Below are 12,040 nucleotides of genomic sequence, written 5' to 3' on the forward strand. Positions count from 1 at the left end.
GGAGAAGTCCATGAAGACCTGGTTCATCACTGGTGGGACTCCCGGAGGGTTCGGCCTGGTCTATGCCGAGGCCGCCCTGAAGCAGGGCGATCAGGTGGTGGTGACCGTGCGTCGGCCCTCTGAACTGCACGAGTGGGCTGAACAACACGGAGACCGTGTGCTGGTCCTCCAGCTCGACGTCACCGATGCCGACCAGGTGCGTGCGGCGGTCAGGACGGCCGAGGCGCGGTTCGGCGGGATCGACGTGCTCGTCAACAGCGCGGGCCGTGGCTGGTACGGCTCGATCGAGGGTGCCCCCGACGAGACGATCCGCCGCACGTTCGACCTCAACCTGTTCGCCGTGGTCGAGGTGGTGCGCGCGGTCCTGCCCGGTATGCGGGCACGAGGCGACGGATGGATCGTGAACATGTCGTCAGTGGCAGGCCTCGTCGGCGCACAGGGGTTCGGCTACTACGCGGCGGCGAAGTTCGCGATCGAGGGACTGTCGGAGACACTGCGCCAGGAAGTTGAGCCATTCGGTGTGCGGGTGCTCGTCGTGGAGCCGGGAGCGTTCCGCACCAAGGCCTTCACCTACTTCCAGAACGAGGACGTCAACGAGATCGTCGACGCCTACGTGCCGATGGTCGAGGGCGTCAAGGCGGCGTTCGTGGACCACAACGGCAAGCAGGCAGGAGACCCTGTCCGTGGAGTGCAGGCCGTGATCAGCGCGATGAACGCACCCGTTCCGCCGAAACGAATCGTGCTCGGCAACTCCGGCTACGACGTTGTTGTTGCGATGCACGAGAACGCACTCGCGGAGCTGCGCGCGAACGAGAAGCTCTCCCGCGGAGCGGACTTCTGAACCTTGGCCCTGGTCGGCACCTCAAGCTGAACACCGGTGTCGCAGGGACATACCAGCACGCGCCCGCGTCCTGGAACCCGAGAAATTGGAGAGCAGAAATGAGCGACATCACTCTACCCAAGGCCGTCGACACCTTCATCACGGCCACTAACGCACACGACGCGAATGCGCTGGCCGCGGTCTTCGGCGACGGGGCCGCCGTGCACGATGACGGGAACACCTGGGCCGGCGAGGCCGAGATCCGCGAGTGGATCCAGGGGCACCTGATCAACCCCAAGGTCGTGCTCACGCCGACCTCGTTCGCGGACGACCGGCTGGTGGCCTCCGGGGACGGTGATTTCCCCGGCGGGCCGCTGTCATTCGCATTTGTGTTCGACATCAAGGACGACCAGGTCATCGACCTCGCGATCGAGCCCGTCTGATGCGTCACCGGCCGGGCTGCCCGAGGGCTGCTCCGGCCGGTGAACGCGACAGTGGAGCACGGCATCAAACGGCTCAAACGCCACCGTGCAGTCGCGACCAGGTTCGACGAACTCGCCGTTCGCTACGAAGCGACCGCCGTTAGCCTCGACGACTCTTGGACATCTGCATTGAGCGTGCGGTGGCGCGGGCGGCGGTGTCGATGAAGTCGGCGACCGGGCCGGGTTGCGAGACCGCCACAGCGTGGGAGGCGGCGACCTCAATCGTTGTGGAGCCCGCCCTGTCGGCCATGAAGCGCTGCAGGTCTGGCGGGATGGCCTGGTCCTGGGCGCTGATCAGGGTCCAGGAGGGGATCGTCTTCCAGGCGACCTTGGTCACGCTCTCCTCCTGGGCGTGCGCGGAGGCGGGCCGCTGCGTTGCCTCCATGAGTTCGGCGGTGCCGGAGTCGACGTCGGCGGCGAACGCCTCGTGAAACTTGTCCTGCACAATGTACTGATCCATGGTCATGCCGCCGTCGTCGTCGGGTACCGGGATCATCCTGATGCTCGAGGTGAGCTGACTGCCGGGGTGCTTGGTGAGCAACCCGAGCGCACTTTCGCCCACGTCCGGGCTCAAGCTGGCGACGTACACCAGGGCCTTGACGTTGGGGGCGTCAGCCGCCGCCTCGGTCATGACCGCCCCGCCGTAGGAATGGGCGGCAATCACGACCGGTCCGGGCAGGCTGTCCAGGAGGGCGCGAACATATGCGGCGTCCTTTTGCACACCACGCAGCGGGTTGGCGACGGCAATGACCGGATAGCCCCGATGTTTGAGGTTGGCAATCACGCCGTTCCAACTCGACGAGCCGGCGAATGCCCCGTGGATCAGCACGATCGTCGGCATTTCCTGGGCAGACATGTCAGAAGCAGCGCTCATCTGGAGGTCCTTTCGAGAGGCCTCGTCACCCGTTGCCAGCGATTGCCGGCCGGACCGACGAGTACGGTCGACGGAGCATTTCCCCCGGCACCGCGAATCAGCCCGCGCGATCCCTGCGCCGAAGGGGTTGCAGCATCCAGAATCCCGCATCGATCGGGCCGCTGTCAGCGAGAACGGAGAACGCCGAACGCCTGGCCGGTATGCGAACCGGACAGCGAGATGAGTTGACGGTCACCGTTCGCACGTTGGGCGAGCATTGGGTACCACGTCTCCACCGCCAACAGGGATAAGACCGAACGTTCTGTCGCTAAGATGGTTGGATGGCGAGCGACGAACCCACCAACCGACCCTCCGAGGCGCGCCTCAAGCTTCTCCGCACGGCGACCAGGATTTTCTACGCGGAGGGCATTCACGCCGTCGGCGTCGACCGGATCATCGCCGAGGCGAAGGTGACCAGGGCTACTTTCTACCGACACTTCCCCAGCAAGGATGATCTCATCCTGGCCTACCTGCGGGAGGTGCATCAGCTGGAGCGCGGCATGGTCGACGAGGCGCTCGCCGCCAACCGATCGCCGGTCGACCCGCTCCTGGCCATCGCCAATTCCATCGCTCAGAACATCCAGTCCCCCGGGTTCCGTGGGTGCGCGTTTTTGAACGCCGCGGCGGAATATCCCGACACGAACCATCCCGTGCACCAAGAACTCATGGCCCACCGGCAATGGTTCCTGGACACCATCACCACGCTCATGGCACAGGTCCACGAAGGAACGGCGGATCCCGCGGCGCGCCACTTCGTCATGCTCCGGGACGGTGCCATGGCGGCGGGATGCCTCGCCGACCCCACGAAGGTGTCCGAGACCTTCCTGCGCGGTGTCGAAGGACTCCTCAGGATCAACTCGGAGCTTCGGTCGGCGGAGTCGGCCCGATAGCCCCCGCACGACCTCGAGCTGGGCCACCCTCCGGTAGGAGGATGACCCAGCTCCTGTTGTGGTGCCACCACCGGTTGAGCGCGCGCCCTCGCCCGGCCGACCTCGTCTTCTTTTCGTCGCAACGGCCGACCGCCGCCGATGACGCGGACGGCCGTACGGCGCAGGTCAGCGGCCGTACGCCTCCAGCAGGCGTAGCCAGACCTCGCTCACGGTCGGGTACGCGGGCACGGCGTGCCACAGCCGCTCCAGAGAAACCTCACCGACGATGGCGATCGTCGCCGCGTGGATCAGTTCCGCGACGTCCGGGCCGACGAGGGTGAGGCCGACGATCACCCGCCGGCCCTCGTCCACGACCATCCGGGCGTGCCCCTGGTAGCCGTCGGCGTGCAGCGCGGCCCCGGCGACGGCGGCCAGGTCGTAGTCGACGACCCGGATCCGCAGTCCAGCGGCCTCGGCGGCGGCTGCGGTCAGCCCCACCGACGCGACCTCCGGGTCGGTGAAGACGACCTGCGGCACGGCGCGCTCGTCGGCGGTGGCGACGTGCCGACCCCACGGACGGTCGTCTGTCGCTTCGCCGGTGGCCCGCGCCACGATCACGTCGCCCACCGCGCGGGCCTGGTACTTGCCCTGGTGGGTCAGGAGCACACGCCGGTTGACGTCCCCCGCCGCGTACAGCCATCCGTCGCCAATCAACGCGCCGGCACCGTCGACCACCCGCAGGGTGTCGTCGACCGTGAGCCAGGCGCCCGGCTTCAGGCCGATCCGGTCGAGGCCCAGGTCGTGCGTGTTCGGCGTACGGCCGATCGCGACGAGGATCTCGTCGGCCTCGACCTGTTCGCCGTCGGTGAGCGTGATGTGCACCGTGCCGTCGCCGTCGCGGCTCACCGATCTGGCCTCGGCACCGAGTTGGACCGACACGCCAGCTTCCCGCAGAGACTGCGTGACCCGCTCGCCGACGAACGGCTCCGCCGCAGTGAGCACCCCGTCGCGCGCAAGCACCGTCACCGCCGATCCGAGGCCGGCGTACGCGGTCGCCATCTCCGTGGCCACCACGCCACCACCGATGATGGCGAGGCGGCCGGGAACCTCGCTCGCGGCGGCTGCCTCACGGCTGGTCCACGGTGCAGACTCGCGCAGACCGTCGATGTCCGGCACCAGCGCGCCACTTCCGGTCGCGACGACGACGGCGTGTCGGGCGGTGAGCGAGGTGGTGGCGCCGTCCGCGCCGGTCACCTCGACGACCCGGTCGGCGCCGATCCGTCCCTGGCCCCGATACAGCGCGATCCCCGCCGAATTCAGCCAGGACACCTGCCCGTCGTCCCTCCAGTGCGAGGCGAAGGCGTCCCGGCGACGCAGCACGGCCTCCGCGTCCAACTCGCCGGTCACCGCCTCGCGTGCACCGGGCAGCTGACGAGCCGCCCGGAGCGCGGTCTGGCTGCGCAGCAGCGCCTTGGTCGGCATGCAGGCCCAGTACGAGCACTCGCCGCCCACCAGTTCCCGCTCGACGATCGCGGCGGTCAGGCCGCCCTGCACGACGCGGTCGGCGACGTTCTCCCCCACCGGCCCCGCGCCGATGACAATGACGTCGTACGCGGCCTTTTCCACGTCAGTTTCCCTTCGCGGTGCGGCCGAGGCGGATGGCCGCGATGAGGAAGAAGATGGCGCCGGGGATGGCGTAGCCGATCGCGTTGGTCAGCGCCGGGTTGTCCGCGGAGGCTGCCGCGAAGAACGATGCGCCGGCGATGACGGAGATGCCACCGCTGATGATCATCGGCCATTGGCCCCCCATCTTGCGGCGGGTGACGGCCACGATCAGCTGAACCAGTCCGGCCACGACCGCCCAGGCGCCCCAGACGCGCAGGACCGCTGGGATGCCGGACGCGCCGGCGATGCCCAGGCCCACCGCGGCGAGCAGGCTGATCGCGACGTTCACGTACAGCAGGGTGGGCGATCCGGTGGCCCGCGACGCGCGGACGTCGACGATGGCGGCGGCCACGTCGAAGAGCGGGTAGAGAACGAGCAGCGCGGCGGTGAGGGGGTTGAGGTGTTTGGCGAGGGGGAACGTCACGGCGGCCCAGACGATCGCGAAGGCGAAGCGACCGAAGTACAACCGCCGCAGGGCGGCGGCCGTCGTCGAGATGCCGGGAACGGCAACGGTGGTCATGGTCATCCTCTCGGAAATTTCCGGAGCGAAGGGACATCCAGCGGGGTGAGGGCCGCCGCCGGGAGGGGAAGGGCGGTGCTACTCGACGTGGGAGAACAGCCCCGTGATCTCCACCTCAGCGCCCTGGAGCCCACCGAAGACGGCACCGGCAGCGGGCGTCGCGACTGCGGCAGAGGCGTCCTCGTAGCTGGCGAAGTACAGGTCGAGCGTCCGATACGCGGGTGTGGGCGTGCCGTCCTCCTTCGGCCACACCTTGGCCGACTCGACCCGCTGAAGCTTCGGGAACGTCTCCGCGGCCCGGAGTACGTCGGCGTAGACCTTCTCGAACTCGTCGGGGTCGGCGGGGTTACCGATGACAAGGGTGATCTTGGTGGGCACGGCGCTCTCCTTCAGGCACAGCCGCTCACCTGGCGGGCGCCAGGTGGAACGAACGTTCTGTCTGTTGGAACCGTACCTACTCGGCCCACCACCGTCAAGACCGACCGTTCTATCTTGTGCTTGCTGTGGCGTCCGCCACCAGCTGGGTCCGGTTCGACGGGAACGCGCGGTGCGCCCAGCCGGGCGGTCACGTGATGAAACGGGCCATCGTGGCGAACGGGTGCCGCGTCACGCCTCGGAGTCGCGGTCTCCGGACGTCTCCCGTCCGATCGGCGAGGCGGGAACCTCCAGCGACTGGCCTCGCCAGCGCAGCGCTCCGAGTAGTGCGACCAGGGCGAGCACACAGGCCACCACGCTCAACCCGACCATCGGCGCCCGATGCGCCAGCACCGGCGCGGACACCAACAGGGCGCCCAAACCGATCACCTGGGGTCGGGAGACCTGACCGAAGACCTCGTACTCCAGCCGCAGGCGGGCCACGAGGAAGAGCATCGGTCCGCCCACCACGAACAGCAGCCAAGTGGGCCGCGGCTGTCCGAACGGATGATCGATCACCAACTCGTAGCCGACCGAGGTGACGAGCACGCCGAGCACGATGAACAGGTGCGTCCGTTCCGACGTGGCGCCCAGCCGGCCGGGCATACCGGCCCGGCCGAACGCCTCCGACAACAGCAGACCGGCACGGTAGAAGTAGATTCGCCAGAGCAACGCGCTGGTCGCGAACGTGACCGCGAAGGCGGCCGCCCGATTCCCGGAGTAGTCCGCGCCGCTGAAGACCACGCCGATAACCAGAATCGACTCACCGAGCGCGATGAGGAACATCTGCTGATAACGGTCCGCGAGATGAGTCCCCGCGATCCGCCACCGACCTATCTTCGAGACCCCGAGCCACGGCAGCGGCCAGCCCAGGACCCAGGCGAGGTAGTCGACAGCGAGGGCGACAACCCACAGCGGCAGGCGGAGGTGGTCCGGGCCCAACGCGCCGACCAGCCACAGCGGGGCGCTCGCCACGGCCCACACGACAAGCCGGAAGGGCACCAGCCGTCGCGGATGCCCGCGCAGCGCGACCGCGACCACCAGTGGCCGCAGCACCATCACCATCAGGTACGCGACCGCGAACGGCACCGCTCGTTCCTCAAGGGCGCGGGGCAGCGTCACCGCCATGATCAGTCCGGCGAACATGGTGCCGATCACGACGGCCTGAATGACCGGCTGCTCCGGTTCGTACCGGCTGGTGATCCAGGCGGTGTGCGACCAGATCAACCAGAGCGCCAGAAACAGCAGCAGGGTACGCCCGAAGCCCGTGACGAGCGCCCAGCCAGTGTCATCGCCCAATCCGGCGAAACGTTGCGAGACCCGGGTGAGGGCCACCACGAAGGCCAGATCGAAGAAGAGCTCCAGGAACGTCGCCCGACCCGAACTCATCGGAGGGCGCAGCAGCTCGGCACCCCGCCCCGCCGCCATCGTCCGCCTCCGTCCGCCTCTCGCTACCAACGAGCCGACCGCCAGTGGAGTTGCGTCGACGCCCAGCCGGCGTCTGGCCTGGAATGACGGCGGCGGGTCCGGCGTGACGGTTACGGGCGGGCGTTGACCGGTCGGGGCGCGAACGCGGAGGGCAGGCCGAGTTCGGCCCGGGCAACCTCGATGAATAGGCGCTCGGCCTCCCACAGGGCGTCGAATCGTTCGGCGGGCAACGCCTCGGCGCCACTGCTGGCCCGTGCAGCCGCCAGGAGCCGGGCCTGGCGCACCAGCTCCGACGAGCGGCTCACCACCTCGACTGTGCCGGCCACCAGCCGAAGCGCGGTCTTGGTACTTCCCCCGCTCCGGACCTCGCGGGACGGCCCAGGCCGATCGGCACGCGCAGACATCAGTTGGATATCGATTGCAGTCACTGTACGGTGGGAACGCTCCCAGACCGTGTCCACCACCCACCTGCTCGAGGAGCTGAACATGTCACGACGACGTCGTCGCCCGGCCGCCATGCTGGCCGGGTTGCTCGCTCTGGCCCTGGCTGCGGCCCTGTCGCCACCGACGCCGATGGCCGGCACTGCCGCGGCCGGCCCATCCAAAACCCGTGCTGTGCCACTCACTGAGCTGACAGTGGTTTCCGAACGGGTGGCTTTCGGTCTGCAGCGTCCCATCGCGATCACCGGGTTGCCGGACGGCCGGATGCTGATCGCGGAGAAGAACGGCACTGTCCGCGCCTACCACCCCGACACCGGCCTGGCACCCGACCCGGTGATCGACCTGACCGCCCGGATCGACACGTCGGACAACGAGCGCGGCCTTCTCGGCATCACACCGGCGCCGAACTTCGCGCGGACCGGGATGCTCTACGTGGCCTACACGAGCCTGCCTGCCGGCGCGCTGACCCTGGCGCGAGTGCCCATCAACGCCCCCGATCGGGTGCAGGTGCTGCTCACCCAGGAGCACGCCGAGTACGGCAACCACAACGGCGGACAGGTGGCCTTCGGCCGCGACGGCTACCTCTACTGGTCCCTCGGCGACGGTGGCTACGCGAACGACCCCTACAAGAGCGGCCAGAACCTCGGCACCCTGCTCGGCAAGATTCTGCGGATCGACGTCAACCGCAGCTGCGGGGCGAAGCCCTACTGCGTGCCCTACGACAACCCGTTCGTCCGCACGGCGGGCGCGCGGCCGGAAATCTGGGTCTACGGGCTGCGCAACCCGTGGAAGTTCTCCATCGACCCGGCCGACAACTCGCTGTGGATCGGTGACGTCGGCCAGGGTCTGATCGAGGAGATCAACCACATCCGCCCGTCCCAGCGTGGCGCGAACCTCGGCTGGTCCTGTCGGGAGGGCACGCCGGTCTTCGACGAGACGCAGTGCCGGCCGGGCATGCGGCTCACCGACCCAATCGTCGAGTACGACCACTACATGACCGAGAACTGTTCCATCATCGGCGGCCTGGTGTACCGGGGGTCCGTCACCCCGGAGGCGCGGGGCACCTACATCGCCAGCGACTACTGCTCGACCCGCGCTTTCGCAGTGCGTCCCAAGTCCACCGGTGGCTACGAGTCCGCTGAGATCGGCACCTTCCCCACCCAGCCGACGGCGTTCGGCGCCGACGTGAACGGCGAGCTGTACGTGCTCAGTGACCTCCCGGGATGGCTGAGCAAGGTGCGGTTCGAGCGGGTCCAGCCGACCCCGACCCCCACCGCCGGGGCGACGATCCGCTGAACCTCGGGACATGCCCGTGACACCCGCGCTACCTCAGGGGACGGCCGCGCTCGGCGGCCGTCCCCTGCTCGCGCGGGCTGGTGCTCGCCGGTCGACAGATCAGCCTCGCGGTGGCCGAGGGGCACTCGCCTCGTCCGGTGGGCGCCACACCTTCTCGACCGACTGCTCGGCGGCGCGCTGCCGCCCGATGACGAGCCGGCTCAGCACCGCCGCCACCGCCCCGGCCACCACCCCGGTGAGGATTCCGGTGACGAGGCTGGAGAACACCGCCGCCACCCGAAGGATCGCTTCCTGCGCCCGAGGGTCGATGTTCCCGAGCCTCGGCCCGGTCGCACCGAACGCCTCGTCCCACAGAATCTGGTGACCAACCGCGAGAAGAACACCGTAGATCGCCCCGATGACCACCACGGTCAGGAACGGACGCGGCGGACGCCGCCACAGCACGGCGGCGACCCAACAGATCAGCGGTACGACCGCGAGCAGCACCGCGGCAAGCCGCCCTTCCTCCACGACGTGCAGGTCGTGCAGGACCACCCGCGGTGCGGCCAACACGGCGAGCGCGACCAGGGCAGTCCACGAGAACCCGAGCGTGCGACGCCCGGCGCTCATCGCTCGACCCGTACCGGCGCGGTTTCCCTGGCGAAGCGCAGCAGGGCGGTGAATGCCAGCGCGGATGTCACCGCTCCGCCGGCGAGGCGCACCCAGTGGCCGGCGACGAACTCCTCGGCGACCTGGCGTAGGTACTCAGGGGAATGCGTGCCGACCGGGTCGACGAACATGATCTCGTTGCGTGGCCAGAAGAACACCACCGAAAACAGAAACTCGCAGGCGATGAAGACCGCCGCGGCGGCGGCGACGTACCACCGCAGGCGCCGATTGCGCCAGGTGAGGGCGGTCGCGGCGAGGCTCATCAACACGACCGAGGCGCCCAGCGGCGGGAAGTAGTCGCTCGGGCCTCCGGCGACCAGGAACTCACGGGCCCGGTCCAGCGAGGCTGGTGCGTCGCCGAAGACGTTCGGGTAGAGCATCACGGTCTCGGCCGCGACCCCACCAAAGGACATCATCGCGGCCCAGACGAGCACGACAAGCACGATCCACGTCAGCCTGATACGGGACACAGCAGTACTTCTCCTTGGTTTTCGAACCCTTGCGGGCACGATCTGTGATGTCGCCGTCGACGCTAGGTCGCCAATTCGGGGCCGTCTGCCGCGCAGCCGCGTGAGCTGGCATCGCTTCTCGACGTACGTGCGGGAGCGGGGGTGTTGCCTGCGGACGGCAGCGGCTCGGGCCCGCGCCGACTTAGGCTCACGGACGTGCAGGCAACCTCACCCACCCGAACCGAGGCGCTGCTCGCTGTGGCCATCCTGGGCCTGGTCGCGGCGGCGATCGCGACCGAGGACGCGCCGACCTCCCGGGCGGCGCTGGCTGGCGGGTTCGGGGTCGGCCTGGCCGTACTGCTGCTGGTAGCCCGGCGTTGGACCGTCCCCGCGCTGCTGGCGACAGCCGCCGGCATCCTCGGCTACTACGCGCTGGAGTTGCCGCCGGTCGGCGTGGCCGCGCCGGCCGCCGCCATCCTCTACGTGGCCGCCCAGCGGGGCCGGGTGGTCCCGGCCGCCGCCGTCGGCGGGAGCCTGCTGGCCGTTTCGGTGGCCGCCCGGCTCGTCGAGGGAGACGACATCTCTGTCGTGATCGGTGCTGGTCTCGGCTCCGAGGCGGCCCTGATACTCGCCGTCATCGCTCTCGGTGACGCCGTCCGCAACCGGCGTTCGCTACGGGTCACGCTGGCCCGGCAGGCCGCCTCGGCGGCCGAGGAACGCCGCCGGGAGGCAGCCCGGCAGGTCGAGGCCGAGCGGCTGCGCATTGCCCGGGAGGTGCACGACACGCTCGGACACACGATGTCGGTGGTCACCCTGCAGTCGGCTGTGGCGAGGGAGGCACTTGCTGATGCCGAGCCCGAGCGGGCCGAGGCCGCGCTGGCAGCGATCCACTCGGTGAGCGGCAGCGCCATGGCCGAGCTGCGTGCCACGTTGGGCACGCTGCGTCGCGAGCCCGGGCCACGCGAGCCGGCCCCCGGTTTCACCCAGCTGCGCACGCTCATTGAGGGCGTCCGCCGCGGTGGGCTGCCGGTCGAACTGCGTCTCGACGGGTCGGTCGACACCCTGCCCACGGTGGTCGGCAGCACTGTGTACCGCATCGTGCAGGAGGCACTGACCAATGTGCTGCGCCACGCGCACGCCACCCGCGCCACAGTGACGATCCGGGTGACCTCGGCCCGGCTGTCGGTGGAGGTCGTCGACGACGGCCGGGGATCCACCGGCGGCACGGCGGTTGAGACGGGTCAGGGGCTACGCGGTATGTCGGAGCGGGTTGCCCTGCTCGGCGGAACCCTCGATGCCGGCGAGACCGCTGACGGCGGCTTCCGGGTCTCGGTCCACCTACCGCTGGCCGGAGTCGCCGCATGACCGACGTACGCGTCGTCCTCGTCGACGACCAGCACCTGGTCCGCACCGGACTCCGCGCGTTGCTGGAACGCGCCCCGGACATCACCGTTGTCGGCGAAGCCGGCGACGGCCGGGTCGGTGTGGCGGTCGCCCGCGAGCAGCGGCCCGACGTCGTCCTGATGGATGTCCGGATGCTCGGCGGCGACGGTATCGAGGCCACCCGCCGCATCCTCGCCGACCCGACGCTGGCCGACGTCCGGGTGGTCATGCTGACCACCTTCGACGACGACGAGTACCTCTTCGAGGCCATCCGCGCCGGCGCCGCCGGCTTCCTCCTCAAGGACACCCCGCCCGACGCCCTGCGGGACGCCGTCCGCGTGGTGGCCGGCGGGGACGCGCTGCTGTCACCGGCGGTGACCCGGCGGGTGATCGCCGCGGCCGCCCGCTCCCCCGTCGCGGACCCGGCCCGGCTGATCGGGCTCACCGGGCGCGAACGCGACGTCCTGGCACAGGTCGGCACCGGACGGTCGAATGTGGAGATCGGGGCGGCCCTGCATCTCAGCCCGGACACGGCCCGCACGTACGTGAGCCGTCTGCTGCACAAACTGAACGCCCGCGACCGCGCCCAGCTTGTGGTTATCGCGTACGAGAGCGGGCTGGTGCGCCCCGGCGAAGGCTGAGCAACGGCGGAGAGCAGCCGGCCACCACCTCGGTGAGCACCTTCGGTGCGGTGGCAAGATTCGGCCGGACG

14 protein-coding genes are annotated in these 12,040 nt (G+C 69.4%); 6 read left to right on the forward strand and 8 right to left on the reverse strand.

Features of this window, described 5'->3' with window-relative positions:
* Nucleotides 1–10 precede the first annotated feature (10 nt).
* Both ACFYPG_RS23370 and ACFYPG_RS23375 read left to right on the forward strand, forming a co-directional pair.
* Nucleotides 11–841, forward strand: coding sequence for an SDR family NAD(P)-dependent oxidoreductase (locus ACFYPG_RS23370; protein ID WP_387353857.1), 831 nt, complete (start codon nt 11–13; stop codon nt 839–841).
* A 98-nt stretch (nt 842–939) separates the two neighbouring features.
* Nucleotides 940–1,263 (forward strand): nuclear transport factor 2 family protein, encoded by a 324-nt coding sequence (locus tag ACFYPG_RS23375; protein WP_387353858.1) that lies wholly within the window; start codon nt 940–942, stop codon nt 1,261–1,263.
* 139 nt (nt 1,264–1,402) lie between these two features.
* Here ACFYPG_RS23375 and ACFYPG_RS23380 read toward each other — a convergent pair whose 3' ends face one another.
* Entirely contained in the window at nt 1,403–2,176 is a 774-nt protein-coding gene (locus ACFYPG_RS23380; RefSeq protein ID WP_355008538.1) for an alpha/beta hydrolase, read from the reverse strand.
* Between the two features lie 320 nt (nt 2,177–2,496).
* Between ACFYPG_RS23380 and ACFYPG_RS23385 the strand changes: the two genes are divergently transcribed.
* Complete coding sequence (locus tag ACFYPG_RS23385) at nt 2,497–3,105, forward strand: helix-turn-helix domain-containing protein (RefSeq protein WP_355008537.1); 609 nt, start codon at nt 2,497–2,499, stop codon at nt 3,103–3,105.
* 165 nt (nt 3,106–3,270) lie between these two features.
* Here the strand turns inward: ACFYPG_RS23385 and ACFYPG_RS23390 are convergent, their stop codons facing one another.
* From ACFYPG_RS23390 to ACFYPG_RS23410, 5 genes are all read right to left on the reverse strand, one after another.
* Complete coding sequence (locus ACFYPG_RS23390) at nt 3,271–4,710, reverse strand: dihydrolipoyl dehydrogenase family protein (protein WP_387353859.1); 1,440 nt, start codon at nt 4,708–4,710, stop codon at nt 3,271–3,273.
* Between the two features lies 1 nt (nt 4,711).
* Nucleotides 4,712–5,269 carry a hypothetical protein gene (locus ACFYPG_RS23395; RefSeq protein WP_355008535.1) on the reverse strand — a complete coding sequence of 186 codons (558 nt, stop codon included), beginning with the start codon at nt 5,267–5,269 and terminating at the stop codon, nt 4,712–4,714.
* A gap of 78 nt (nt 5,270–5,347) precedes the next feature.
* Complete coding sequence (locus ACFYPG_RS23400; protein WP_387353860.1) at nt 5,348–5,647, reverse strand: hypothetical protein; 300 nt, start codon at nt 5,645–5,647, stop codon at nt 5,348–5,350.
* Between the two features lie 228 nt (nt 5,648–5,875).
* Nucleotides 5,876–7,111 (reverse strand): low temperature requirement protein A, encoded by a 1,236-nt coding sequence (locus ACFYPG_RS23405; protein WP_387353861.1) that lies wholly within the window; start codon nt 7,109–7,111, stop codon nt 5,876–5,878.
* Nucleotides 7,112–7,221: 110 nt separating this feature from the next.
* Nucleotides 7,222–7,416, reverse strand: a complete 195-nt coding sequence (locus ACFYPG_RS23410; protein WP_355008532.1) for a hypothetical protein — start codon at nt 7,414–7,416, stop codon at nt 7,222–7,224.
* 181 nt (nt 7,417–7,597) lie between these two features.
* Here ACFYPG_RS23410 and ACFYPG_RS23415 point away from each other — a divergent pair, with 181 nt between their 5' ends.
* Entirely contained in the window at nt 7,598–8,848 is a 1,251-nt protein-coding gene (locus ACFYPG_RS23415; protein ID WP_387353862.1) for a PQQ-dependent sugar dehydrogenase, read from the forward strand.
* Nucleotides 8,849–8,947: 99 nt separating this feature from the next.
* On the opposite strand, the gene ACFYPG_RS23420 is transcribed toward ACFYPG_RS23415, so the two are convergent.
* Nucleotides 8,948–9,457, reverse strand: coding sequence for a hypothetical protein (locus tag ACFYPG_RS23420; RefSeq protein WP_387353863.1), 510 nt, complete (start codon nt 9,455–9,457; stop codon nt 8,948–8,950).
* A complete protein-coding gene (locus tag ACFYPG_RS23425; protein WP_357202497.1) occupies nt 9,454–9,966 on the reverse strand; it encodes a DUF1772 domain-containing protein in 513 nt (170 codons plus the stop codon). The genes ACFYPG_RS23420 and ACFYPG_RS23425 overlap by 4 nt, the downstream gene beginning before the upstream one ends.
* A 195-nt stretch (nt 9,967–10,161) precedes the next feature.
* Here ACFYPG_RS23425 and ACFYPG_RS23430 point away from each other — a divergent pair, with 195 nt between their 5' ends.
* Both ACFYPG_RS23430 and ACFYPG_RS23435 read left to right on the forward strand, forming a co-directional pair.
* On the forward strand, nt 10,162–11,310 hold the full coding sequence (locus ACFYPG_RS23430) for a sensor histidine kinase (RefSeq protein WP_387353864.1): 1,149 nt from the start codon (nt 10,162–10,164) through the stop codon (nt 11,308–11,310).
* On the forward strand, nt 11,307–11,969 hold the full coding sequence (locus ACFYPG_RS23435; protein WP_387353865.1) for a response regulator: 663 nt from the start codon (nt 11,307–11,309) through the stop codon (nt 11,967–11,969). The genes ACFYPG_RS23430 and ACFYPG_RS23435 overlap by 4 nt, the downstream gene beginning before the upstream one ends.
* The last annotated feature ends 71 nt before the right edge of the window (nt 11,970–12,040 follow it).

It is taken from the genome of Micromonospora sp. NPDC005553 (assembly GCF_042871765.1).
In the GTDB taxonomy this organism is placed as follows: Bacteria; Actinomycetota; Actinomycetes; order Mycobacteriales; family Micromonosporaceae; genus Micromonospora.